The organism is Sphaerotilus sulfidivorans, from assembly GCF_013426975.1.
Classification (GTDB): Bacteria; Pseudomonadota; Gammaproteobacteria; order Burkholderiales; family Burkholderiaceae_C; genus Sphaerotilus; species Sphaerotilus sulfidivorans.
Map to the genome: position 1 here is coordinate 14,793 of NZ_JACCPY010000036.1, position 22,964 is coordinate 37,756.

The following is a 22,964-nucleotide window of genomic DNA, read 5'->3' on the forward strand; positions in this document are numbered from 1 at the left end:
CGGAAAGTGCTGCTACGCATGGTGCGGGCGGTGGCTCCCGGCACCACAGCGAGCATCCCCATGAAAGACGGCATCCACCCGAACTACCGCGACGTCTGCTTCGTCGACCTGTCCAACGGCTTCCAGTTCGTGACGCGTTCCTGCGCTCCGACCAAGGAAAAGATCACGCTGGAAGACGGCCGCGAGCTGCCGCTGTTCAAGCTGGAAACCACCAGCGAGACGCACCCGTTCTACACCGGCCAGCAAAAGAGCGTCGACAACCTGGGCGGTCGCGTCGAGAAGTTCCGCAACAAGTTCAAGGTCGGCATCAAGCGCTGATCGCTCGATCTCCGGGCCACCGGAATCGATGCGCACCCATCCACCGAGGGTGCGCGCCACGAAGGCAGCCCGCATGGCTGCCTTTTTTGTTGCCTGACGTGCCCGTCGCCGTGACCGATACCCGCCCCACCCCTGCCCTGGTCTCGCAGCGCGCCGTCGTGCGGCTGCCCCGGCTGGCGCTGCTGCTGTTCTGCGCAGCCTATCTGCTGCCAGGCGTCTTCGGCCGCGACCCCTGGAAGAATGCCGACATCGCCGCCTACGGCTACATGACCAGCCTGCTGCGTGGCGAGTCGAGCTGGCTGCAGCCCTCGATCGCCGGGCTGGTGGCCGAAGGCGGCGTGCTGCCCTACTGGCTCGGCGCAGCCTCGATGGCGCTGCTGACGCCGCTGGGCCTGGACCCGGCGCTGGCTGCGCGCCTGCCCTTCGCGCTGCTGCTGGCCGCGACGATGGCACTGGTCTGGTATGCCACGCTGCACCTGGCCCGGACCGAGGCCGCACAGCCGCTGGCCTTCGCCTTCGGCGGCGAGGCCCATCCGGTCGACTATGCCCGCGCGATCGCCGATGGTGCGCTGCTGGCCCTGATCGCCTCGCTCGGCCTGCTGCAGCTCGGTCACGAGACCACGCCGGAGCTGGTGCAACTGGCTGCCACCGCACTGCTGCTCTACGGCCTGGCGGCCAGTCCGTACAAGACCTGGCACGGCCGGATGGCGGTGCTGCTGGCGCCCGCCCTGCTGGCGGCCAGCGGCGCGGCCACCACCGGCCTGCTGCTGGCCCTGGCCGGCATGCTGATCAGCCAGCGATCGAGCTATGCCGACGCCCGCCGTCAGGTGCCCTGGCTGCTGGCCGGCGCCCTGCTGGCCGGCATCGTCGCGACGCTGCTGCAGGCCTGGGCCTGGCGGCTGGCGCCGCTGCGCGATCCGGCCAGCCTGGCGCGGCTGCTGATCTGGTTCACCTGGCCGGTCTGGCCGCTGGCAGGATGGACGCTGTGGCACTGGCGCCGCCATCTGCTCAAGCGCCATCTGTCGGTGCCGCTGGCGGTGCTGCTGATCGCGCTGGCGGCGAGCATCGGCATGGGCGGCTCGGACCGTGCGCTGATGCTGGCGCTGCCGGCGCTGGCGATCATGGCCGCGTTCGCACTGCCCACGCTCAGGCGCAGCGTCGGTGCGGCGATCGACTGGTTCTCGGTCTTCTTCTTCAGCGCCTGCGCGCTGACGGTGTGGGTGCTCTACCTGTCGATGCATGCCGGCATTCCGGCACGGCCGGCGGGCAACATCATGAAGCTCGCTCCCGGCTTCGAGCCGGTGTTCCAGCCTCTCGCGCTGCTGGCGGCGGTGACGGGCACGCTGGCCTGGCTGGCCCTGGTGCGCTGGCGCACCGGGCGCCACCGCCAGGCGCTGTGGAAGACCCTGGTGCTGCCGGCCGGCGGCGTGGCGCTGAGCTGGCTGCTGACGATGACGCTGCTGCTGCCGGTGCTCGACTACGCACGCAGCTATCGGCCGATGGTGCGCCAGATCGCGCAGCAGGTGCCGGCGGGCGCCTGCCTGGTCGCACCGGAATTCAGTCGCGGCCAGCTGGCCGCGCTGGAGGTGCACGGCCGCTGGACGCTGACCCGCGACCCGCGCCGCACCGATTGCCGCTGGCTGGTGCTGGCCCAGGGCGAGCGCATCGGCACCGAGCCGCAGCGCCAGCGCAGCCCGGTGCTGGCCGGCTGGCAGCTGCAGACCCGGGTGCGCCGCCCGACCGACCGCGACGAAGTGATCCTGATCTACCGGCGCAGTTCCTGAGCCTGCGCGGCCTCGGCCACCGCCCGGTGCACCCGGACCCGGGAGGCCGGGAACAGGATGCGGAAGGTCGATCCCTGGCCGATCTGGCTGTCGATCGTCAGCTCGGCGCCATGGCGCTGCACCACATGCTTGACGATCGACAGGCCCAGCCCGGTGCCCCCGGTCTCGCGCGAGCGGCTGCCGTCGATCCGGTAGAAGCGCTCGGTCAGTCGCGGCAGATGGTCGCGCGCGATGCCGATGCCGCTGTCCTTCACCTCGAACACCGCACCGCCGCCCGGACGAAGCTGCCAGCCGATCGAGATCCGGCCCTCGTCGGGCGTGTAGCGCACCGCATTGCTGGCCAGATTGGTCATCGCCGACAGCAGCTCGCTGAGATTGCCGGCCAGTTCCACGCCGGCCAGATCGGCGTCGCCGGTCCCGGGCAGGCGGATCAGGTGCCGACCGCGCGACAGCCCCTGCGTCTCGACGCCGATCTGCTCGATCAGGTCGGCCACCGGATGCCAGTCGTCGGGCGCAGGCTGCGGGCTGCCCTCCAGGCGCGCCAGCGTCAGCAGATCGGTCACCAGGGTCTGCATGCGCCGGGTCTGCTGGGTCATCAGCTGCAGCATGCGCTCGCGGTCATCCGGGCCGAGCGGCAGCGTGGCCATCGTCTCGACGAAGCCGGCCAGCACCGTCAGCGGCGTGCGGATCTCGTGCGAGACATTGGCGACGAAGTCGCGCCGCATCGCCTCGTTGCGCTGGCGCTCGGTCACATCCTGCGTCAGCACCAGCCGCTGGCCGACGCTGCCGTAGCGGCGCACCAGCACCGAGAGCAGAAGCTGCGCCGGCTGGCTGCCCGCCATCAGCAGCGGCTCGGTGCTGCCCGACTGCAGCGCCGCGACAAAGGCCGGCGTGCGCACCAGGTTGGTGATGCGCTGGCCGATGTCGCGCTCGGGGTCCAGCCCGAGATGGACCGCCGCCACCTGGCTGAGCCAGACGATCTGCTCGTCGGCATCGAGCAGCAGCACGCCGTTGGGCGAGGCCTCGATCGCGCTGAGGAACTCCTCGCGCCGACGCCGCTCGAGCTGCATGCGCTGGTCGCGCTGCAGCAGCGCGCGCTCGGTCCGGTAGGCCAGCTCGCCCCAGAGTTCGCCGTCGCGCGGGGCCTCGGCCTCCATGTTGCCGCGCATCCAGCGCATCAGCCGTCCGGCACGGCGGGCATCGCGCCAGCCGGCCCAGACCGCACCCAGCAGCGCGCCGGCCCAGGTGCCCAGCACCGGCGCACCCAGCTTCAGCCCGACCACGCCGCCGACCAGCGCCAGCAGGCTCAGGCTCAGCAGCAGCGACAGCAGGCGCTTGAGCGCCAGACTCATGATGTGGAACCTTCCTGTCCTGTCGTCTCGCGCGCGGTCCGGCTCAGCCGGCGGCGGGACGATCCTTCAGCAAGCGATAACCGGCACCCCGCACCGTCTCGATCATCCGCCCGGCATCGACCGGCATCAGCGACTCGCGCAGCCGCTTGATGTGGACATCGACGGTGCGCTCCTCGATGAAGACATGATCACCCCAGACCCGGTCGAGCAGCTGCGAGCGGCTGTGGACCCGCTCCGGATGGCTCATCAGGTGCTGGATCAGCCGGAACTCGGTTGGACCGAGCTTGACCGGCCGGCCATCGACCTCGAGCCGATGCGCCGCCTGATCGAGCCGCAGCGGCCCCACCTGCAGCTGGCCCTCGGCCAGCGCCGTCGGCGCGCGCCGGCGCAGCACCGCACGGATGCGCGCCATCAGCTCGCCCGGCGAGAAGGGCTTGACCAGATAGTCGTCCGCGCCGGCATCGAGCCCGGCGATCATGTCCGCCTCGTCGCCGCGTGCGGTGAGCATCAGGATCGGCAGCTCGCGGGTGCGTGCCGCCGCGCGCCAGTGGCGTGCCAGCTCCACGCCGGAGCCACCGGGCAGCATCCAGTCGAGCACCACCAGATCGGGCAGCACTGCGTCGACCGCCGCACGCGCCTGCGACACCGTGCCGGCCTGCGTCACCTCATGGCCGGCATGGCGCAGATGGATCGCGATCAGCTCGGCGATCGCCGGCTCGTCCTCGACGATCAGCGTGCGGGTCACGTCACTTGACCATGTCGGCGACCGCATCGGGCGGGTTGTGCCGCACGTCGGTGCCCTTGACGATGTAGATGATCTGCTCGGCCAGGTTCTTGGCGTGATCGCCGACCCGCTCGATCGCCTTGGCGACGAAGACCAGATCGATCGCCGCCGAGATGGTGCGCGGGTCTTCCATCATGTAGGTGATGAGCTTGCGCATCAGGCCGTCGAACTCGCGGTCGATCTCGTTGTCCTGGCGGATCACCTCGAGCGCCTGGTTGGTGTCCAGTCGCGCGAAGGCATCCAGCGACTTGCGCAGCAGATTGGTCGCCAGGCTGGCCTCGTGCGAGACATCGCCCACCGGGAAACGCAGCCGGCTCGACACCCCGGTGCTCACCAGCCCCTGCACGGTGCGGGCGATGCGCGCGGCCTCGTCGCCGACGCGCTCGAGATTGCCGATGGTCTTGGAGATCGCGATCAGCAGGCGCAGATCGCGTGCGGTCGGCTGGCGACGCGCGATGATCGACGACAGGTCACGGTCGATCTCCATCTCCATCTGGTTGACCCGCTCCTCGATGCGGATCACCTGGGTGGCGATGTCGGTGCTGAACAGCGTCAGCGCCTGGACCGCCTGGGCCACCTGGGCCTCGACCAGGCCGCCCATCTCGAGCACGCGGGTGGAGATGCCGCTGAGCTCGGCGTCGAACTGGCTGGAGAGATGCTTGTCCATCAAGAGACTCCTGTGATCAGCCGAAGCGACCGGTGATGTAGTCCTCGGTCTCCTTCTTCTTCGGCTTCATGAAGATGTCGGAGGTGGGGCCGAACTCGATCAGGTCGCCCAGGTACATGTAGGCGGTGTAGTCCGAGCTGCGCGCGGCCTGCTGCATGTTGTGCGTCACGATCAGCACGGTGTAGTCGGACTTCAGCTCGTCGATCAGCTCCTCGATCTTGCCGGTCGAGATCGGATCGAGCGCCGAGCACGGCTCGTCGAGCAGCAGCACTTCCGGCTTGATCGCGATGCCGCGCGCGATGCACAGGCGCTGCTGCTGACCGCCCGACAGGCCCGAGCCGCTCTGGTCGAGCTTGTCCTTGACCTCGGTCCAGAGCGCGGCCTTCTTCAGCGCCCATTCCACGCGCTCGTCCATCTCGACGCGCGAGAGGTTCTCGAACAGGCGCACGCCGAAGGCGATGTTGTCGTAGATCGACATCGGAAAGGGCGTCGGCTTCTGGAACACCATGCCGACGCGGGCGCGGATCAGCGAGACGTCTTCCTTGCTGGTCAGGATGTCCTGGCCGTCGAGCAGGATCTGGCCTTCGGCGCGCTGTTCGGGGTAGAGCTCGAACATGCGGTTGAAGGTGCGCAGCAGCGTCGACTTGCCGCAGCCCGAGGGCCCGATGAAGGCGGTGACCTTCTTCTCGGGCAGATCCATGTTGATGTTCTTCAGCGCGTGGAAGGCGCCGTAGTAGAAGTTCAGGTTGCGCACCGACAGCTTGACCTTCTCGGTCGTCGGCAGATTGACTTGGGTATCCATGATGGGTGACTCAGTGCTCAGTGCTTGTTGCGCAGGAAGGTGCGGGCGATGATGTTGAGCGCCAGGACACCGATGGTGATCAGGAAGACGCCAGCCCAGGCCAGCTTCTGCCAGTTCTCGTAGGGGCTCATCGCGAACTTGAAGATGGTCACCGGCAGGCTGGCCATCGGTTCGTTCAGGTTGGTGGTCCAGAACTGGTTCGACAGCGCGGTGAACAGCAGCGGCGCGGTCTCGCCGGAAATGCGCGCGATCGCCAGCAGCACGCCGGTGATGACGCCGGCGCGGGCCGACTTCAGCGTGATCGACAGGATCACCTTCCACTTCGGCGTGCCCAGCGCGTAGGCGGCCTCGCGCATCGCGTTCGGGATCAGGCTGAGCATGTTCTCGGTGGTGCGGATCACCACCGGAATGACGATCAGCGCCAGCGCCAGCACGCCAGCGAAGCCCGAGAAGGACTTGAAGCGGTCGACCCAGACGGCATAGATGAACAGGCCGATCACGATCGAGGGTGCCGACAGCAGGATGTCGTTGATGAAGCGGGTCACGCTGCCCAGCCAGCCACTGCGACCGTACTCGGCCAGATAGACGCCGGCCATCACGCCGACCGGCGTGCCGATCAGCGTGGCCAGCGTCACCATCAGCAGCGAGCCCATGATCGCGTTGGCCAGGCCACCGACCTCCTCCTGGGGCGGTGGCGTCATCTCGGTGAAGGTCATCAGCGACAGGCCGCCGAGACCGAGGCGGATGGTCTCGAACAGGATCCAGACCAGCCAGACCAGGCCGAAGGCCATCGCCGCCAGCGACAGCAGCAGCGCGACATTGTTGACCCACTTGCGGCGGCGATGCATCGCCGCGCGCGAGGCATGCAGCGCGGAGGTGGCTGCAGCGCTCGGGGAGGTGTTCATGGAGGAGGTGTTCATGTCAGCGGCCCTCGTTCTTCTTCAGCTGCGCCAGCAGCACCTTCGAGAACGACAGCACCACGAAGGTGATGAAGAACAGCACCAGGCCCAGATAGATCAGCGAGGCCTGATGCAGGCCCTCGTTGGCCTCGGCGAACTCGTTGGCCAGCGCCGAGGTGATGCTGTTGGCCGCCTCGAACAGCGACAGCGAGTTGAGCTGGTTCATGTTGCCGATCACGAAGGTGACCGCCATCGTCTCGCCCAGCGCACGGCCCAGGCCGAGCATGATGCCGCCGACCACGCCGGTCTTGGTGTAGGGCAGCACCACCTTCCAGACCACCTCCCAGGTGGTCGAGCCCAGGCCGTAGGCAGACTCCTTCAGCATCGGCGGGGTGACCTCGAAGACATCACGCATCACCGAGGCGATGAAGGGAATGATCATGATCGCCAGGATGATGCCGGCCGACAGCAGGCCGATGCCCACCGGCGGGCCCGAGAACAGCTCGCCCAGCACCGGCACGCCCTGGAACAGCGACTGCAGCGGCATCTGCACATGTTCGGACAGCAGCGGGCCGAAGACCATCAGGCCCCACATGCCGTAGACGATCGACGGCACGGCCGCCAGCAGCTCGACGGCGATGCCCAGCGGGCGCTTCAGCCAGGCCGGCGACAGCTCGGTCAGGAACAGCGCGATGCCGAAGCTCACCGGCACCGCGATCAGCAGCGCGATGATCGAGGTCATCAGCGTGCCGTAGATCATCACCAGGCCGCCGTACTGGTCCTGGACCGGATCCCATTCGCTGCGCCACAGGAAGGACAGGCCGTATTCGCGGATCGCCGGCATCGCGCCATCGATCAGCGACACGATGATGCCGATCAGCAATGCCAGCGTCAGCAGCGCGCTGGCACGCGCCAGCAGCGCGAACAGGGTGTCGGCCCAGGGCTTGCGCGCACTGCGGGGCTGGCCGGATCCGGAAGTCTTGATCATGTTCTTGGCTGCAGTCGGTGAACTGTCAGCCGGCAGTGTAGCGGCCATGGCCACTCCTTCTGGGGGGTTCTTCATGGCAAAGGCGAGTCGGCAGCGCAAGGGGCGCACCGGCTCGCCTTCGGTTGGAACCGACCCGATCAGATCAGATCAGGCCCGTTCGAGTCACTTCAGATCACTTGTAGGAGATCGCCTTGCCGGAGCCGTCCTTGACTTCGGCCCACTGCTTGCGCACCAGATCCTTGACCGTGGCCGGCAGCGCCACGTACTCGAGATCGGCAGCCATCTTGTCGCCGTTGGCATAGGCCCAGTCGAAGAACTTCAGCGAACCGGTCGCCGAGGCCGGCTTGTCCTGGGTCTTGTGCATCAGGATGAAGGTCGCACCCGTCAGCGGCCAGGCATCCTTGCCCGGCTGCTCGGTCAGCACCTGGTAGAAGGACTTGCTCCACTCCGCACCGGCGGCCGCAGCCTTGAAGTTGGCGTCATCGGGCGCCACGAAGTTGCCGTCCTTGTTCTTCATCAGGACATGCGCCATCTTGTTCTGCTTGGCGTAGGCGTACTCGACATAGCCGATCGAGTTGGGCAGACGCATCACGAAGGCCGACACGCCTTCGTTGCCCTTGCCGCCAGCGCCGGTCGGCCAGTTGACCGCGGTGCCCTCGCCTGCCTTGGCCTTCCATTCGGCGTTCACCTTCGACAGGTAGTTGGTGAACAGGAAGGTGGTTCCCGAGCCGTCCGCACGGCGCACGACCGAGATGGCCGCATCCGGCAGCGGCACGCCCGGGTTCTGCGCCACCAGCGCCGGATCGTTCCACTTGGTGATCTTGCCCAGGTAGATGTCGCCCAGCAGCTGGCCGGTCAGCTTGATCTGGCCCGGCTGGATGCCCTTGATGTTGACCACCGGCACCACGCCACCGATCACGGTCGGGAACTGCATCAGGCCATCGGCCGCCAGTTCTGCGTCCTTCAGCGGCATGTCGGAGGCACCGAAGTCGACCGTCTTCGACTTGATCTGCTTGAGACCCGCACCCGAGCCGACCGACTGGTAGTTCACCTTGGCGCCAGTGGCCTTGTTGTAGGCATCGGCCCACTTCGCGTAGACCGGAGCCGGGAAGGTCGCGCCTGCACCGGTCACATCCTGGGCCGAAGCCATGGAGGCGGCCGCCAGCAGGGTGAAGGAAAGGAGACCGCGACCGAAAGCGCTGGAATTCATGACGTGTCCTTGGTGACTTGTTGCAAAACCGGCGCCAGGGCCGTGACAGGCTGCATGCTAGGGTCGGTTTGTGACACTTCCGTGACCCCTCCAGCCGCTCGGCATTGTCATGAGATGGTCACTGGTCGTCGAGACACTTCTGCGGTTTGCAGCGATCCACAGCGATCAGATCTCGAGGAGCAACCCCATGCAACAACCCAAGCGCCTTTTCCTGGGCAGCGTCGGCGCCATCGCCTGCGCCCTGCTGATGTCGGGCTGCGCCAGCCTGAATCCGGCCCCGACGCTGGCCGACACCCTGGCCGCCCGACCGGAGCTGTCGACGCTGAACCGCCTGGTGACTCAGGCCGGCCTGCAGGACACCCTGCGCGGCGAGGCGGCGCTGACGGTGCTGGCCCCGAACGACGAGGCCTTCAAGGCGGTGCCCAAGGCCACGCTGGACGCCCTGGCGGCCGACCCGGCCCGGCTCAAGGCCGTGCTCGGCCACCATGTGGTCGCCGGTCGGGTGACCGCACGCGAGATGCCGGCCAAGGTGCGCACCAGCACCGGCACCGAGATCGCCACCTCGCGCGCCGGCGACTTCGTGACGCTGGAAGAAGCGATGATCGTTCAGGCCGACCTGCCGGCCCGCAACGGCACCGTGCATGTCATCGACCGCGTGCTGATGCCGCCGGTCAAGAAGTAAGCTGGCGCAGAACAAGGCAAAGCCAAGGGGGCGGATCCTTGCGGATCCGCCCCCTTGCTGCTTTTTCTGCTTTGCGGATCAGTCGCGCAGCGTCGCGGCCAGACGCTCGGCGCTGGAACGCGCGACCTCGGCGTCACGCGCCTCGACCATCACCCGCACCAGCGGCTCGGTGCCGGAGGCGCGGATCAGGATGCGGCCGCTGTCGCCCAGCTCGGCGGCGATCACCGTCTGCATCTCGGCCAGCGCGCGGTTGGCCTTCCAGTCCTGGCCAGGCTGCAGGCGCACGTTGATCAGCGTCTGCGGGAACAGCTCGACGCCCTCGAGCATGTCGGCCAGCGACCTGCGGCTGCGCTGCAGCGCCTGCAGCACCTGCAGCGCGCTGACGATGCCGTCGCCGGTGGTGTGGCGGTCCAGCGCCAGCAGATGCCCCGAGCCCTCGCCGCCGAGCTGCCAGCCGCGGCGCGAAAGCTCCTCGAGAATGTAGCGGTCACCGACCTTGGCACGGATGAACTCGATGCCCTGGCCGCGGATCGCCAGCTCGACCGCCATGTTGGTCATCAGCGTGCCGACCACGCCGGGCACGCGCTCGCCCTGCGCCAGCCGGTCGGCCACCATCACATACAGCAACTCGTCGCCGTTGTAGATGCGGCCGTCGCGATCGACCATCTGCAGCCGGTCGGCGTCGCCGTCGAGCGCGATGCCGTAGTCGGCGCCATGCGCGCGCACCGCCGCCAGCAGCGTGCGCGGATGGGTCGCGCCGACACCCTCGTTGATGTTGTAGCCGTCGGGCTCGCAGCCGATGCGCACCACCTCGGCGCCGAGTTCATGGAACACGTCCGGCGCGATCTGGTAGGCCGCGCCATGCGCGCCGTCGACGACGATCTTCAGGCCCTTGAGCGACAGCTCGTTCGAGAAGGTCGACTTGCAGAACTCGATGTAGCGCCCGGAGGCATCCTGCAGCCGGCGCGCACGCCCCAGCGCCACCGAGTCGACCCAGACCGGCTCGCGCTCGAGCTCGGCCTCGACCTGGATCTCCCAGGCATCGGGCAGCTTCTCGCCCTTGGCGGAGAAGAACTTGATGCCGTTGTCGCCGAAGGGGTTGTGCGAGGCGCTGATCACCACGCCCAGGTCCAGCCTCAGCGCGCGGGTCAGATAGGCCACGCCCGGCGTGGGCAGCGGCCCGGTCAGCATCACGTCGACGCCGGCCGAGTTCAGCCCGGCCTCCAGCGAGGACTCCAGCATGTAGCCGGACACGCGGGTGTCCTTGCCGATCAGCACCACCGGGCGCTCGCCGTCGGGGCGGCCGGCGCGCAGCACGCGCCCCACCGCATTGCCCAGACGCAGCGCGAAGTCCGGCGTGATCGGATAGGTGCCGACGGTGCCGCGAATGCCGTCGGTGCCGAAATACTGTCTGCTCATCTCGTTTCAGTCCTGGGGTCGAGTGCCTCTCCTGCCGCGCGCAAGGAAATGTCCTCGAGAAACATTTCATTACACAAGCGGGTCACCGATTGTCGCCGCAGGCGGATGAAGCCCGCGCGACTCTTTCCTTAATTAACAGCCTTTGCATGCGGTGGGCATGGGATGGATCAGGTTTCGGCACGCGGAAGCAGATCTGCAGCCTGCCAGACCTTCAGCGCATCGGCCGTCTCGGCCACATCGTGCACACGCACGATGCGCGCGCCGCAGTGGGCGGCCGCCAGTGCCGCCGCCACGCTGGCCGCCAGGCGCTCGCCCACCGGTCGTCCGCCGGTGACCGCACCGAGCGAGGACTTGCGCGACCAGCCCGCCAGCACCGGCAGGCCCAGCGCCAGCAGCGCCTGCTGGCCGCGGATCAGCGCGAAGTTGTCCTCGACCCGCTTGCCGAAGCCGATGCCCGGATCGAGCACGATGCGCTCGCGCGCCACGCCGCGTGCCTCCAGCTCGGCCACCCGACCGGCCAGATGCGCGACCACCTCGGCGACGACATCGTCATGGTGCGGAGCCAGCTGCATCGTGCGCGGCTCGCCCGTCATGTGCATCAGGCACAGGCCGCAGGACGGATGGGCCGCAACCGCATCGACCGCACCAGGAGCGCGCAGCGCGGCGACATCGTTGACGATGTCCACGCCCAGATCGAGCGCACGGCGCATCACCTCCGGCTTGCAGGTGTCGACCGACACCGCCACGCCCAGGCCGAGTGCATGGCGCAGCACCGGCTCGATGCGCCGCCATTCCTCGTCGACCGGCACCGGCTCAGCCCCGGGCCGGGTCGACTCGCCGCCGATGTCGAGAATGTCCGCGCCCTGCCCGATCAGCGTCTCGCAATGCCGCAGCGAAGCCGCCGGATCGCGCCCGCCATCGGAGAAGGAATCCGGCGTGGCATTGACGATGCCCATGATGCGCACCCGATCGAGGGCAAGCACATGGCGGGTGGTGCGCCAGACCGGCGCGCCCTCAGGTCGGAACAGCGGCATGGACATGGTCGGAACAGATCAGATCAGGTCGGAACAGGTCGGCGGAAACGAAAAAAGGCCGGCGGATGCCGGCCTCTTGCAGATGACTCCGGCGCACCGGAATCAGGCTGGTCAGTCGGTCTCGCCGACGACGGCCACGGTCACGTCGACCACGACATCGTGGTGCAGCGCGATCGCGACGGTCTGCTCGCCGACGACCTTCAGCGGGCCGTTGGGCAGACGCACCTGCGCCTTGACGATCTCGACGCCTTGCGACTTCAGCGCTTCGGCGATGTCGGCGTTGGTCACCGAACCGAACAGACGGCCGTCGACGCCGGCCTTCTGGCTGATGGTGACGGTCTTGCCAGCCAGCTTCTCGCCTTGGGCCTGAGCGGCGGCCAGCTTGTCAGCCTGGGCCTTTTCCAGTTCGGCGCGGCGGACTTCGAATTCCTTGATGGCCTTCTCGGTGGCACGGCGTGCGGCACCGGTCGGGATCAGGAAGTTGCGGGCATAGCCGTCCTTGACCTTGACGACATCACCCAGCACGCCCAGATTGGCGACCTTTTCGAGCAGGATCACTTGCATCGCGTTTCTCCTCTCAGACCTTGTGCTGGTCGCTGTACGGCAGCAGCGCCAGGAAACGGGCGCGCTTGATCGAGGTGGTCAGCTGACGCTGGTAGATCGCGCGGGTGCCGGTCAGGCGGGCCGGCGTGATCTTGCCGTTCTCGCCGACGAAGTCGCGCAGGATGTCGAGATCCTTGTAGTCGATCGACTCGACACCGGCGACGGTGAAACGGCAGAAACGCTTGCGCTTGAACAGCAGCGACTGCTGGTTGCGCTTGACCTTGCGGCCCTTGGAAAACTTGCTGCGCGGCGGGGGCATGAGGACCTCCTGATTACGGTGCGGATGTGTGAGGAACGGATTGGAACGAACTGATATGGAACATGACGCCACGACCACTGCGCTGCTTGCCGAGAAAGCCCTGGAACAGAGCCTCCTGGCCGACCTGCAGCTGCTGCAGGCGCCCGGCCGTCTCGCCGATGGCGGTCGCATGGATCTCCAGAGCGACCTGCCGCGGCATTCCGGCATGCTCGACCTGCGAGGCATGCGCCAGGCGGACATCGAGCGCCGGCAGACCGGCCGGGGTGTGGCGCAGCGCGGCGCGCTCGACGACGGTGGCCTGCAGAACAAGCTGGTTCATCGCGGTCGGTCGCGGGGTCGCGTGCGGCGTCAGGAACCGGATATCAGGCGCTCGCCTCCTGCTGGGACTTGCGCGCTTCTTCCTTCTCGACGCGCTTCATCATCGACGACGGGCCGGTCTCGGCCTTGTCGCGACGCACCGTCAGGTGACGCAGCACGGCATCGTTGAAGCGGAAGCCGGTCTCGATCTCAGCCAGGGTTTCCTTGCTGCACTCGATGTTCAGGCACAGATAGTGCGCCTTGGCCAGCTTGTTGATCAGGTAGGCGAGCTGGAAGCGACCCCAGTCCTCGACACGGTGGACCTGGCCGCCCGAAGCGGTCACCAGGGCCTTGTAGCGTTCCAGCATGGCCGGAACCTGCTCGCTCTGGTCCGGGTGGACCAGCAGGACGATTTCGTAGTGACGCATTGCAACTCCTTGGGGATTCCTGTTGCGGAAGCCGCCCCGCAGCGTCTGTCACGGGTGCAGCAAGGGAAGAAAAGCCTGCAAGTATAGCGCGAATCAGCCCTTGCCGGAAAGAGGATCGCGCAGACGCGCCACCACCGCCAGCTGCTCCGGCCCGGGCCGGGCGGTCAGCAGGCTGACCAGCACCAGCACCAGCGCGCCCGCGGGCACGCCGAAGACGCCCGCAGCCACCGGATCGATGCCCCACCAGCGACAGTCGGCCAGCGGCCAGGTGATGCCGAACATGCGGCGCAGCACCTCATGGTTGGTCACCATGTAGAGGACGCACACCAGCAGCCCGGTCAGCATGCCCAGCACCGCGCCGGTGCGGTTGGCGCGCTGCCAGAAGATGCCCAGCACCAGCGCCGGGAAGAAGGCCGCCGCCGCCAGCGAGAAGGCCGCCGAGACGAACTGCAGGATGTCGGCGAAGCGCATCGAGGCCAGGAAGGCCGCCATCAGCGCCACCACCAGCACCAGGAACTTCGACAGCATCACCCGGCGCATCGCCGGTGCGCGCGGGTTGACGAAGCGGAAGTAGAAGTCATGCGACAGCGCATTGGAGATGGTCAGCAGCAGGCCGTCGGCGGTCGACAGCGCCGCGGCCAGACCGCCGGCGGCCACCAGATAGGTCACCACCAGCGGCAGCCCGCCGATCTCGGGCGCCGCCAGCACGATCACGTCGCCGCCCAGGTGCAGCTCGGCGAGCTGCAGCAGGCCGTCGCCGTTGATGTCCTCGACCGAGACCAGCGAGGGGTCGAGCTTGGCCCAGCGCCGGATCCAGCCCGGCAGCTGGTCGAAAGGCAGGCCGACCAGATTGGTGAAGACCTCGTACTTGACCATCACCGCCAGGGCCGGCGCGGCCAGGTACAGCAGCGCGATGAAGAACAGCGACCAGCCGACCGAGCGGCGCGCCTCGCTGACCGAGGGCGTGGTGTAGTAGCGCGTGAGCACATGCGGCATCGCCGCGGTGCCCAGCATCAGGCACAGCACCAGGGCCAGGAAGTTGCGCCGGCCCTCCTCGTAGTCGCGCCGCTGCTGGGCATCGCCTCGCGGGTCGCCGGCCACCAGCGGCTGGGCCTGGGGCGGCAGCCCGCCCAGCGGCCGGGCGCGCTGCAGCGCCTCCTCGTACTCGCGCTGATAGACCTGGCGAGCCTCCTCCTCGGTCTGCGGCCGGGTCAGCAGGCGACGCTCGACCTGCTGGATGCGAGAGGGCGCGGCGTCGGCCGCCTGCAGCGCCCGGGCCTGCGCCGTCAGCGTCTCGACATCGTCGGCCATGGCCTGGCGCACATCGTCGAGCTTGTGGCGGGCATCGGCCGCACGCACCTCGAGCTGGCGGATCACCGCCAGCTCGGCCGGATCGTCCTTGAGCATCTGCTCGCGCAGCGAGACATGCTCGAGCTGCTGGCCATAGGAGAACAGCGGGAAGGGACTGCCGGTCTGGTTCAGCGACAGCCAGACCACCGGCGTCAGGTAGGCAATGATCAGCACGATGTACTGCGCCACCTGGGTCCAGGTGACCGCACGCATGCCGCCCAGGAAGGAGCACACCAGCACCCCGCCCAGCCCGACGAAGATGCCGATCTCGAAGCTGAAGCCGGTCAGGTGCGAGGTGATCAGCCCGACGCCGTAGATCTGCACCACCACATAGACGAAGGACACCAGCGTCACCGCGATCACCCCGACCAGCCGAGGCCAGGTGCCGCCATAGCGCGCCCCCAGGAACTCGGGAATGGTGAAGCAGCCGAGCCGACGCAGATAGGGCGCCAGCAGCAGCGCGACCAGACAGTAGCCCCCGGTCCAGCCCAGGATGTAGGCCAGACCGGCAAAGCCCTGCAGATAGAGCACGCCGGCGGTGCCGATGAAGGAGGCCGCCGACATCCAGTCGGCCGCGGTGGCCATGCCGTTGTAGACCGCCGGCACCCGACGGCCGGCGACGTAGTACTCGGCCTCGTCGGTGGTGCGCGACATCAGGCCGATGGCCGCATAGACCGCGACGGTGGCGATCAGGAAGGTGCCGCCGATCCAGCTGCGCGGCCAGCCCGCATGCTCGAGCGCCGCCAGCAGGCCGACGAACACCAGCACGCACAGGGTGTAGAAGGCATAGCGCCGGTTGAGCGTGCGGGTGAAGACCCGCGTTTCCTCGGAGGTCGACAGATCCAGCCCCGTCATGACACGCGGGCGCCGGACTCGGCCTCCGCGCAGCGCCGCTCGAGGCGGTCCATCACCCAGCCATGGCCGACGATGATCAGCAGATAGACGGCGATCGCACCCTGGGTCGCCCACCAGTAGCCCGCCGGCATGCGGCCGACCCGCCAGACGTCAAGCGCCGAGGACCACCACGACACCCCCAGGGTGACACCGAACCACAGCACCAGCCCCAGCACGGTCCAGAGACGCACCCGTCGCCAGTACACCCTTGCCCTCATGGCCGATTCGCCCACCTTCTCGCCTTGCATGCTTGTCACCTCGGCGTGAATTGTGCGCGCATGCATCCCCCGGTACCACGGGACTGACACCAAGAGGCCGACACGGCCCGCCCGGAAAGACAGGAAAAAGGGCCCGCCCTGCCGGACGAGCCCTCGATGAGGTCGGTTCAGTGCCGGATCAGCACCCGATCAACGCTGGATCAGCGCTTGGCCAGACGCTGCCAGGTATCGACCACCGTGTCGGGGTTCAGCGAGATCGACACGATGCCTTCCTGGGCCAGCCAGTCGGCGAAGTCGGGGTGGTCGCTGGGGCCCTGGCCGCAGATGCCGATGTACTTGCCGCGGGCGCGGCAGGCGGCGATGGCGCGCGCGATCAGTGCCTTGACCGCCGGATCACGCTCGTCGAAGTCGGCCGCCAGCAGCTCCAGGCCGGAGTCGCGGTCCAGACCCAGCGTCAGCTGCGTCAGGTCGTTCGAGCCGATCGACATGCCGTCGAAGAACTCCAGGTAGTGCTCGGCCAGGATGGCGTTGCTCGGGATCTCGCACATCATGATCAGGCGCAGCTCGTTCTGGCCGCGCTTGAGGCCCTGCTCGGCCAGCATGTCGACGACGCGCTCGGCCTGCTTCAGGGTGCGCACGAAGGGCACCATGATCTCGACGTTGGTCAGGCCCATGTCGTTGCGCACGCGCTTGAGCGCCTCGCACTCCATCGCGAAGGCCTCGCCGAACTCCTTGCTGACGTAGCGCGCCGCGCCGCGGAAGCCCAGCATCGGGTTCTCTTCCTCCGGCTCGTAGCGGCTGCCGCCGATCAGCTTGCGGTACTCGTTGGACTTGAAGTCCGACAGGCGCACGATCACCGGCTTGGGCCAGAAGGCCGCGGCGATGGTGGCGATGCCCTCGGTCAGCTTGTCGACATAGAAGGCACGCGGGCTGGCGTGGCCGCGCGCCACCGACTCGACCGCCTTCTTCAGGTCGGAATCGATGTTCGGATAGTCGAGGATCGCCTTCGGGTGCACGCCGATGTTGTTGTTGATGATGAACTCGAGGCGGGCCAGGCCGACGCCGGAGTTCGGCATCTGGCAGAAGTCGAAGGCCAGCTGCGGGTTGCCGACGTTCATCATGATCTTGACCGGCGAGTACGGCAGCTCGCCGCGCTGCACCTCGCTGACCTCCATCTCGAGCAGGCCGTCGTAGATGTAGCCGGTGTCGCCTTCCGAGCAGGCGACCGTGACCAGCTGGCCGTCCTTCAGCAGCTCAGTGGCGTCGCCGCAGCCGACCACCGCCGGGATGCCCAGCTCGCGGGCGATGATCGCCGCATGGCAGGTGCGCCCGCCGCGGTTGGTGACGATGGCGCTGGCGCGCTTCATCACCGGCTCCCAGTTCGGGTCGGTCATGTCGGTGACCAGCACGTCGCCGGGCTGCACCCGCTCCATCTCGGAGATCGAGTGGACCAGGCGGACCGGGCCGGTGCCGATCTTCTGGCCGATCGCGCGGCCTTCGGCCAGCACGATGCGGTCAGCGCCCTTGAGCTTGTAGCGGTGCTCGACCTTGCCGGCGGCCTGGCTCTTCACCGTCTCGGGACGGGCCTGCAGGATGTAGAGCTGGCCGTCGACGCCGTCCTTGCCCCACTCGATGTCCATCGGGCGGCCGTAGTGCTGCTCGATGATCAGTGCGTAGCGGCCCAGCTGCGTGACCTCCTCGTCGGTCAGCGAGTAGCGGTTGCGCAGCTCAGGCGGCGTGTCGGTGGTCTTGACCAGCTTCTTCGTGGCAGCCTTTTCCTCCGGCGTGGCGAACTCCATGCGAATCAGCTTGGAGCCGAGGTTGCGGCGGATGACCGCGGACTTGCCGCGCTGCAGCGCCGGCTTGTGGACATAGAACTCGTCCGGGTTGACCGCGCCCTGCACCACCGTCTCGCCCAGGCCATAGCTGGAGGTGATGAAGACCACGTCCTGGAAGCCCGACTCGGTGTCCATCGTGAACATCACGCCGGCCGCGCCCAGGTCCGAGCGCACCATGCGCTGGATGCCGGCCGACAGCGCCACATCAGCGTGCGCGAAGCCCTTGTGGACGCGGTAGGAGATCGCCCGGTCGTTGTAGAGCGACGCGAACACTTCCTTGATCTTGTGCAGCACATCCTCGATGCCGACGACGTTCAGGAAGGATTCCTGCTGGCCGGCGAAGGAGGCATCGGGCAGATCCTCGGCGGTGGCCGACGAGCGCACCGCGAAGGACGCCTCCGGGCTGCCCTCGGTCAGGCGCGCGAACTCGGCACGGATCGCCGCCTCGAGGTCGGCCGGGAACGGCGCGCTCTCGACCCAGCCACGGATCTCGGCACCGGCCTCGGCCAGCGCGCGCACATCGTCGGTGTTCAGGTTGTCGAGGCGGGCGTTGATCTTGCCCGCCAGGTCGCTGGCCTTCAGGAACTCGCGGAAGGCGTGAGCGGTCGTGGCGAAGCCGCCGGGCACGCGGACGCCCGAGGCCGCCAGCTGGCTGATCATTTCACCGAGGGAGGAATTCTTGCCGCCGACCGTGTCGACGTCGGTCATCCGCAGTTGCTCGAACGGGACGACCAGGGCGGTTTCCAGATGGGTTGAAGACATGACAAAGCTCCATGATGTAGAAAAACCGGAGCTTCCGGGCCGGACCGGTCCCCGCGGCGCAGAAGGCAGCCAGGGCAGACGGGAACGGTGGCGGCGCGGCCAGTCACCCGACGCGCTTGTCGTCGTTCTGGGTGGGCGTGGGCGGGGCGGCGCGGCATCGGCAGTGGAAGCGAATTGCCGGCCATTCTAGGGTCATCCCGGCCTATCATGTACCCGACATGTACCCTTAAGCATCAATACGCATCTGCTCATGCCCAACCGCACAGTCTTCTTCGTTTCCGACGGCACCGGCATCACCGCCGAGACCTTCGGCAAGTCGATCCTCGCCCAGTTCGCGACCAAGCCGCGCCATGTCCGGCGCCCCTTCATCGACACCGAGGACAAGGCCGAGCAGGTGGTGCGGGAGATCAACATGACGGCTGCGCAGGAAGGCGTGCGCCCGATCGTGTTCATCACGCTGGCCAACGAACTGGTGCGCGAGCGGCTGACCGCGGATGCCAACGCGCTGGTGCTCGACATGTTCCGCACCTTCGTCGAGCCGATCGAGGCCGAGCTGGGCATGAAGAGCAACCACCGCGTCGGGCGCTTCTCCGATGTCGCCAAGAGTCAGGAGTACCACGACCGCATCGAGGCGATCAACTTCTCGCTGGCGCATGACGACGGCCAGTCGGCGCGCAACCTGGCCGAGTCCGACGTGATCCTGGTGGGGGTGAGCCGCTGCGGCAAGACGCCGACCTCGCTCTATCTGGCGATGCAGCACGGCATCAAGGCCGCCAACTGCCCGCTGATTCCCGAGGACTTCGAGCGCGGCAAGCTGCCCACGATGCTGCTGCCGCACCGCCACAAGTGCTTCGGCCTGACGATCGACGCCGACCGGCTCAGCCAGATCCGCAACGAGCGCCGCCCGGGCAGCAAGTACGCCGCGCTGGAGAACTGCCGCTACGAGATCAACGAGGCCGAGGCGATGATGAAGCGCGAGGGCATTGCCTGGCTGTCGTCGACCCACAAGTCGATCGAGGAGATCGCCACCACCATCCTGCGCGATCTGCGCCCGGACCGGCTGATCTACTGAAGCTCAGCGGCGCGACTGGCGGGCCGACTCGTACAGGCAGATCGCGGTGGCTGCGGCCACGTTGAGCGACTCCTCGCCGCCGGGCTGCGGAATCGTCACCGTCAGCGCGCAGCGCGCCATCAGCTCCGGGCCCACGCCCTGCCCTTCGTGGCCGAAGACCCAGGCACAGGGGGCGGGCAATGCCAGCTGGTCGATCGCGGCCGCGGCATGCGAGCTGGTGGCCACCAGAGGCACCGCCAGCGCGTCCAGATCGTCAGGCGCCAGCGCCTCGACCAGATGCAGCGCGAAGTGCGCGCCCATGCCGGCGCGCAGCACCTTCGGCGACCACAGCGCCGCGCTGCCCTTCATCGCCAGCACCTGGCGCACGCCCAGCGCCGCGGCGCTGCGCAGGATGGTGCCGACATTGCCGGGATCCTGCAGCCGGTCGAGCACCACGGTGGCCACGCCGGGCAGCGGCTGTTGGCCGCTTGAGGGCAGGTCGATCAGGAAGCCGATCGGCGCGGGCGACTCCAGCGAGCTGATCTCGGGCAGCAGCGCGTCGTCGATCACGACGATCTCGGCGGCCTGCAGCGCCAGCTCGCGCGGCCCCGGCTGCAGCCAGGCCGAGGCGCCGACCACCGCCAGCGCCGCCCGCCCGCCCCGCGCCAGGAAGGCACGCGCCAGATGATCGCCCTCGAGCCAGACCTGGCCGAGGCGCCGGGAGGCGGCCGGCTCGGTGGCCAGCCGGTGCAGCGTCTTGACCAGCGCATGCGCGCGCGAGCTGATGTGGCGGGGTTCTCTCATCGGGGGCTTCGGCAGGCGTGTTCGAGCTCGGCGCGGCGCACCGGGGCATAGGAGCGGCGATGCTGCTCGCAGGGCCCGAGGCGCCTGAGCGCGTCGAGATGGGCTGCGGTCGGATAGCCCTTGTGGACATCGAAGCCGTAGCCCGGGTGGAGGGTGTGCAGCTCGGCGCAGAGCCGGTCGCGGTGGACCTTGGCCAGGATGGAGGCCGCCGAGATCGCGGCGACCTTGGCATCGCCCTTGACGATGGCCTCGGCCGGGATGCGCAGCGTCGGAATGCGGTTGCCGTCGACCAGCACCCTGGCCGGTCGCAGGCGCAGGCCCTCGACCGCGCGGCGCATCGCCAGCATCGTCGCGTGCAGGATGTTGAGCCGGTCGATCTCCTCGACGCTGGCCTCGGCGATGCAGCAGGCCAGCGCCTTGGCGCGGATCTCGTCGAAGAGCCGCTCGCGCCGGCGTGCGGTCAGCGCCTTGGAGTCGCCCAGGCCGTCGATCGGCTGCAGCTCGTCCAGGATGACCGCCGCGGCCACCACCGGCCCGGCCAGCGGGCCGCGCCCGGCCTCGTCCACGCCGGCCATCAGGCCGGGACGATCGAAGACGAAGGCGAACTGCGCAGGCTCGGGCACAGTCGCCACGCCATCAGCGGCCGAGGACCTGCGCGACCGCATCGCTGGCCCGGCGCGCCGTGTCCTGGCGCAGCAGATGATGGAGTTCGGCGAAGCGCTGGCCGACGCCCTCGCAGCGCGAGGGGCTGTCCAGCCACTGCTGCGCCGCCTGCGCGACCGCCTCGGGCGTGCAGGAGTCCTGCAGCAGCTCCGGCACGACGAAGCCGCGCAGCAGGATGTTGGGCAGGCCGACCCAGGGCTGGTAGGCCATGCCCTGCATGCGGATCCACGACAGCCAGTGCATGCTGTAGGTGATGACCATCGGCCGCTTGAACAGCGCCGCCTCCAGCGTGGCGGTGCCGCTGGCGATCAGGGTCAGGTCGCAGGCGGCCAGCGCCTCGTGCGAGCGGCCGTCGAGCACCTGCAGATCGAACTGGCCGGCGAACTTCGCCACCATCGGATCGAGCAGGTCGCGCACCCCGCGCATGGCCGGCAGCACGAAGCGCAGGTCGGGGTTCTGCTTGGCCAGCCGCGCCGCCGCGCCCAGCAGGGCCGGGGCGATGTGGCGCACCTCGCCGCGCCGGCTGCCCGGCAGCAGCGCGATCACGCGCGCATCCAGCGGCAGGCCCAGCGCGGTGCGGGCCGCCTCGCGCGGCACCTCCAGCGGGATCGCGTCGGCCAGCGGATGGCCGACATAGCTCGCGGCGATGCCGGCGCGCTGGTAGATCTCCGGCTCGAAGGGGAACAGGCACAGCACATGGTCGACCGCCTCGCGGATCTTGTGGATCCGACCGCCCCGCCAGGCCCAGATCGACGGGCTGACGAAGTGGATGGTCTTGGTGCCGGCCTTCTTCAGCCGGGCCTCCAGGCCGAGGTTGAAGTCGGGCGCGTCGACGCCGATGAAGGCGTCGGGGCGCTCCTTCAGCAGCCGGTCGCCCAGCTCGGCGCGCAGCGCGAACAGCCGGCGCAGCCGCAGCAGCAGCTCCAGGCTGTAGCCGTGCACCGCCAGCAGGTCGTAGTTCCACCAGGCGTCGAAGCCCTGGGTCTGCATCTGCGGGCCGCCCAGCCCGAAGGACTGCAGTGCCGGCCAGCGCTGCTTCAGCCCGCCCAGCAGCAGCTGGGCGAGCAGGTCGCCGGAGGGCTCGCCGGCCACCATGCCCAGGCGCGGATCGCTCATCGTCATCGTCAGCCTGTCGACCCGTCAGCGCACGATGCCCCGGCCGGCCGAGGCCAGGAAGTCGAGCATCATCGCGATGTCGGCCTCGGCCTCGGGATGCTCGGCGCGCAGCGCCTCGATCTCGGCGCGGGCGGCCTCCAGCGTCAGGCCCTTGCGGTAGAGCGCGCGGTACATCTGCTTGACGGCCAGGATGCGCTCCGGGCCGAAGCCGCGGCGCTTGAGGCCTTCCTGGTTGAAGCCATGCGCCTCGCAGGGGTTGCCCGCCACCATCACGAAGGGCGGCACGTCCTGCGCGATGCGCGAGGCGAATCCCGCCATCGCATGCGCGCCGACCCGGCTGAACTGGTGCACGCCGGTGAGTCCCCCGAGGATCGCCCAGTCGCCCACCCGCACATGCCCGGCCAGCGTGGTGACATTGGCCATGATGGTGTGGCTGCCGATGCGGCAGTCGTGCGCCACATGCACATAGGCCATGATCCAGTTGTCGTCGCCGATGCAGGTGACGCCCTCGTCCTGGACGGTGCCGGTCGAGACGGTGCAGAACTCGCGGAAGGTGTTGCCGTCGCCGATCTCCAGCCGCGTGGGCTCGCCGGCGTACTTCTTGTCCTGCGGGTCCGAGCCCAGCGAGCAGAACTGCCAGATGCGGTTGTCGCGCCCGATGGTCGTGTGACCCTCGATCACGCAGTGCGGGCCGATGGTGGTGCCCGCGCCGATCTCGACATGCGGACCGACGATCGTGTAG

General features: G+C 68.4%; 24 protein-coding genes. 4 read left to right on the top strand and 20 right to left on the bottom strand.

Annotation, left to right across the window (positions count from 1 at the left end):
- Positions 1-60 precede the first annotated feature (60 nt).
- Both HZU84_RS16785 and HZU84_RS16790 read left to right on the top strand, forming a co-directional pair.
- Positions 61-318: a type B 50S ribosomal protein L31 gene (locus tag HZU84_RS16785; protein WP_149503281.1), complete on the top strand. Its 258-nt coding sequence runs from the start codon at positions 61-63 to the stop codon at positions 316-318.
- A gap of 110 nt (positions 319-428) precedes the next feature.
- Positions 429-2,102, top strand: coding sequence for a hypothetical protein (locus tag HZU84_RS16790; protein WP_149503280.1), 1,674 nt, complete (start codon positions 429-431; stop codon positions 2,100-2,102).
- On the opposite strand, the gene phoR is transcribed toward HZU84_RS16790, so the two are convergent.
- The 7 genes from phoR to pstS form a co-directional block, all read right to left on the bottom strand.
- On the bottom strand, positions 2,084-3,454 hold the full coding sequence (gene phoR, locus HZU84_RS16795) for a phosphate regulon sensor histidine kinase PhoR (protein WP_149503279.1): 1,371 nt from the start codon (positions 3,452-3,454) through the stop codon (positions 2,084-2,086). The genes HZU84_RS16790 and phoR overlap by 19 nt on opposite strands.
- 43 nt (positions 3,455-3,497) lie before the next feature.
- A complete protein-coding gene (phoB, locus tag HZU84_RS16800; RefSeq protein ID WP_219340978.1) occupies positions 3,498-4,226 on the bottom strand; it encodes a phosphate regulon transcriptional regulator PhoB in 729 nt (242 codons plus the stop codon).
- Complete coding sequence (phoU, locus tag HZU84_RS16805) at positions 4,201-4,908, bottom strand: phosphate signaling complex protein PhoU (protein WP_149503277.1); 708 nt, start codon at positions 4,906-4,908, stop codon at positions 4,201-4,203. Before phoU ends, phoB begins: the two co-directional genes overlap by 26 nt.
- Positions 4,909-4,921: 13 nt before the next feature.
- Entirely contained in the window at positions 4,922-5,707 is a 786-nt protein-coding gene (gene pstB / locus HZU84_RS16810; RefSeq protein WP_037477710.1) for a phosphate ABC transporter ATP-binding protein PstB, read from the bottom strand.
- A 17-nt stretch (positions 5,708-5,724) separates the two neighbouring features.
- Positions 5,725-6,612, bottom strand: coding sequence for a phosphate ABC transporter permease PstA (gene pstA, locus HZU84_RS16815; RefSeq protein WP_149505198.1), 888 nt, complete (start codon positions 6,610-6,612; stop codon positions 5,725-5,727).
- 16 nt (positions 6,613-6,628) lie between these two features.
- On the bottom strand, positions 6,629-7,594 hold the full coding sequence (gene pstC, locus HZU84_RS16820; protein ID WP_149503276.1) for a phosphate ABC transporter permease PstC: 966 nt from the start codon (positions 7,592-7,594) through the stop codon (positions 6,629-6,631).
- Positions 7,595-7,766: 172 nt separating this feature from the next.
- Positions 7,767-8,804: a phosphate ABC transporter substrate-binding protein PstS gene (gene pstS / locus HZU84_RS16825; RefSeq protein WP_149503275.1), complete on the bottom strand. Its 1,038-nt coding sequence runs from the start codon at positions 8,802-8,804 to the stop codon at positions 7,767-7,769.
- 187 nt (positions 8,805-8,991) lie between these two features.
- On the opposite strand from pstS, the gene HZU84_RS16830 reads away from it, so the two are divergent.
- A complete protein-coding gene (locus tag HZU84_RS16830; protein ID WP_149503274.1) occupies positions 8,992-9,486 on the top strand; it encodes a fasciclin domain-containing protein in 495 nt (164 codons plus the stop codon).
- A 78-nt stretch (positions 9,487-9,564) separates the two neighbouring features.
- Here the strand turns inward: HZU84_RS16830 and glmM are convergent, their stop codons facing one another.
- The 9 genes from glmM to ppsA all read right to left on the bottom strand — a co-directional run bounded on the left by glmM (position 9,565) and on the right by ppsA (position 18,588).
- A complete protein-coding gene (gene glmM / locus HZU84_RS16835; RefSeq protein WP_149503273.1) occupies positions 9,565-10,905 on the bottom strand; it encodes a phosphoglucosamine mutase in 1,341 nt (446 codons plus the stop codon).
- Between the two features lie 167 nt (positions 10,906-11,072).
- The gene (gene folP, locus HZU84_RS16840; protein ID WP_244954461.1) at positions 11,073-11,945 is read right to left on the bottom strand and encodes a dihydropteroate synthase; all 873 of its coding nucleotides are present in this window, start codon (positions 11,943-11,945) and stop codon (positions 11,073-11,075) included.
- Between the two features lie 105 nt (positions 11,946-12,050).
- Positions 12,051-12,503 carry a 50S ribosomal protein L9 gene (rplI, locus tag HZU84_RS16845; protein WP_149503272.1) on the bottom strand — a complete coding sequence of 151 codons (453 nt, stop codon included), beginning with the start codon at positions 12,501-12,503 and terminating at the stop codon, positions 12,051-12,053.
- A gap of 13 nt (positions 12,504-12,516) precedes the next feature.
- Entirely contained in the window at positions 12,517-12,801 is a 285-nt protein-coding gene (gene rpsR, locus HZU84_RS16850) for a 30S ribosomal protein S18 (protein WP_037477724.1), read from the bottom strand.
- Positions 12,802-12,814: 13 nt separating this feature from the next.
- Entirely contained in the window at positions 12,815-13,120 is a 306-nt protein-coding gene (priB, locus tag HZU84_RS16855; RefSeq protein ID WP_037477726.1) for a primosomal replication protein N, read from the bottom strand.
- A 43-nt stretch (positions 13,121-13,163) separates the two neighbouring features.
- A complete protein-coding gene (rpsF, locus tag HZU84_RS16860) occupies positions 13,164-13,526 on the bottom strand; it encodes a 30S ribosomal protein S6 (protein ID WP_037477728.1) in 363 nt (120 codons plus the stop codon).
- A gap of 93 nt (positions 13,527-13,619) precedes the next feature.
- A complete protein-coding gene (locus HZU84_RS16865) occupies positions 13,620-15,731 on the bottom strand; it encodes a sodium:solute symporter family protein (protein WP_149503271.1) in 2,112 nt (703 codons plus the stop codon).
- On the bottom strand, positions 15,728-15,988 hold the full coding sequence (locus tag HZU84_RS16870; protein WP_180693019.1) for a DUF4212 domain-containing protein: 261 nt from the start codon (positions 15,986-15,988) through the stop codon (positions 15,728-15,730). Before HZU84_RS16870 ends, HZU84_RS16865 begins: the two co-directional genes overlap by 4 nt.
- 200 nt (positions 15,989-16,188) lie before the next feature.
- Positions 16,189-18,588, bottom strand: a complete 2,400-nt coding sequence (gene ppsA / locus HZU84_RS16875; RefSeq protein ID WP_149503269.1) for a phosphoenolpyruvate synthase — start codon at positions 18,586-18,588, stop codon at positions 16,189-16,191.
- A 250-nt stretch (positions 18,589-18,838) separates the two neighbouring features.
- Here ppsA and ppsR point away from each other — a divergent pair, with 250 nt between their 5' ends.
- A complete protein-coding gene (gene ppsR, locus HZU84_RS16880) occupies positions 18,839-19,660 on the top strand; it encodes a posphoenolpyruvate synthetase regulatory kinase/phosphorylase PpsR (RefSeq protein ID WP_149503268.1) in 822 nt (273 codons plus the stop codon).
- A gap of 3 nt (positions 19,661-19,663) precedes the next feature.
- Here the strand turns inward: ppsR and HZU84_RS16885 are convergent, their stop codons facing one another.
- From HZU84_RS16885 to lpxA, 4 genes are all read right to left on the bottom strand, one after another.
- Positions 19,664-20,443: a TrmH family RNA methyltransferase gene (locus HZU84_RS16885; protein ID WP_149503267.1), complete on the bottom strand. Its 780-nt coding sequence runs from the start codon at positions 20,441-20,443 to the stop codon at positions 19,664-19,666.
- Positions 20,440-21,108, bottom strand: coding sequence for a ribonuclease HII (gene rnhB / locus HZU84_RS16890; protein ID WP_149503266.1), 669 nt, complete (start codon positions 21,106-21,108; stop codon positions 20,440-20,442). Before rnhB ends, HZU84_RS16885 begins: the two co-directional genes overlap by 4 nt.
- Positions 21,080-22,228, bottom strand: a complete 1,149-nt coding sequence (gene lpxB / locus HZU84_RS16895; RefSeq protein WP_149503265.1) for a lipid-A-disaccharide synthase — start codon at positions 22,226-22,228, stop codon at positions 21,080-21,082. Before lpxB ends, rnhB begins: the two co-directional genes overlap by 29 nt.
- 18 nt (positions 22,229-22,246) lie before the next feature.
- Positions 22,247-22,964: acyl-ACP--UDP-N-acetylglucosamine O-acyltransferase (lpxA, locus tag HZU84_RS16900; protein WP_180693020.1), on the bottom strand; the 718-nt coding region annotated here is incomplete at its 5' end.

Bases quoted from the DNA above. Each gene is read 5' to 3' on its own strand.
- HZU84_RS16785 (WP_149503281.1), top strand. From the start codon at position 61: ATGAAAGACGGCATCCACCCGAACTACCGCGACGTCTGCTTCGTCGAC.
- phoR (WP_149503279.1), bottom strand. From the start codon at position 3,454: ATGAGTCTGGCGCTCAAGCGCCTGCTGTCGCTGCTGCTGAGCCTGAGC.
- phoB (WP_219340978.1), bottom strand. From the start codon at position 4,226: ATGCGGTCGCCGACATGGTCAAGTGACGTGACCCGCACGCTGATCGTC.
- pstB (WP_037477710.1), bottom strand. From the start codon at position 5,707: ATGGATACCCAAGTCAATCTGCCGACGACCGAGAAGGTCAAGCTGTCG.
- pstA (WP_149505198.1), bottom strand. From the start codon at position 6,612: ATGAACACCTCCCCGAGCGCTGCAGCCACCTCCGCGCTGCATGCCTCG.
- pstC (WP_149503276.1), bottom strand. From the start codon at position 7,594: ATGATCAAGACTTCCGGATCCGGCCAGCCCCGCAGTGCGCGCAAGCCC.
- pstS (WP_149503275.1), bottom strand. From the start codon at position 8,804: ATGAATTCCAGCGCTTTCGGTCGCGGTCTCCTTTCCTTCACCCTGCTG.
- HZU84_RS16830 (WP_149503274.1), top strand. From the start codon at position 8,992: ATGCAACAACCCAAGCGCCTTTTCCTGGGCAGCGTCGGCGCCATCGCC.
- glmM (WP_149503273.1), bottom strand. From the start codon at position 10,905: ATGAGCAGACAGTATTTCGGCACCGACGGCATTCGCGGCACCGTCGGC.
- folP (WP_244954461.1), bottom strand. From the start codon at position 11,945: ATGTCCATGCCGCTGTTCCGACCTGAGGGCGCGCCGGTCTGGCGCACC.
- rplI (WP_149503272.1), bottom strand. From the start codon at position 12,503: ATGCAAGTGATCCTGCTCGAAAAGGTCGCCAATCTGGGCGTGCTGGGT.
- rpsR (WP_037477724.1), bottom strand. From the start codon at position 12,801: ATGCCCCCGCCGCGCAGCAAGTTTTCCAAGGGCCGCAAGGTCAAGCGC.
- priB (WP_037477726.1), bottom strand. From the start codon at position 13,120: ATGAACCAGCTTGTTCTGCAGGCCACCGTCGTCGAGCGCGCCGCGCTG.
- rpsF (WP_037477728.1), bottom strand. From the start codon at position 13,526: ATGCGTCACTACGAAATCGTCCTGCTGGTCCACCCGGACCAGAGCGAG.
- HZU84_RS16865 (WP_149503271.1), bottom strand. From the start codon at position 15,731: ATGACGGGGCTGGATCTGTCGACCTCCGAGGAAACGCGGGTCTTCACC.
- HZU84_RS16870 (WP_180693019.1), bottom strand. From the start codon at position 15,988: ATGAGGGCAAGGGTGTACTGGCGACGGGTGCGTCTCTGGACCGTGCTG.
- ppsA (WP_149503269.1), bottom strand. From the start codon at position 18,588: ATGTCTTCAACCCATCTGGAAACCGCCCTGGTCGTCCCGTTCGAGCAA.
- ppsR (WP_149503268.1), top strand. From the start codon at position 18,839: ATGCCCAACCGCACAGTCTTCTTCGTTTCCGACGGCACCGGCATCACC.
- HZU84_RS16885 (WP_149503267.1), bottom strand. From the start codon at position 20,443: ATGAGAGAACCCCGCCACATCAGCTCGCGCGCGCATGCGCTGGTCAAG.
- rnhB (WP_149503266.1), bottom strand. From the start codon at position 21,108: ATGCGGTCGCGCAGGTCCTCGGCCGCTGATGGCGTGGCGACTGTGCCC.
- lpxB (WP_149503265.1), bottom strand. From the start codon at position 22,228: ATGACGATGAGCGATCCGCGCCTGGGCATGGTGGCCGGCGAGCCCTCC.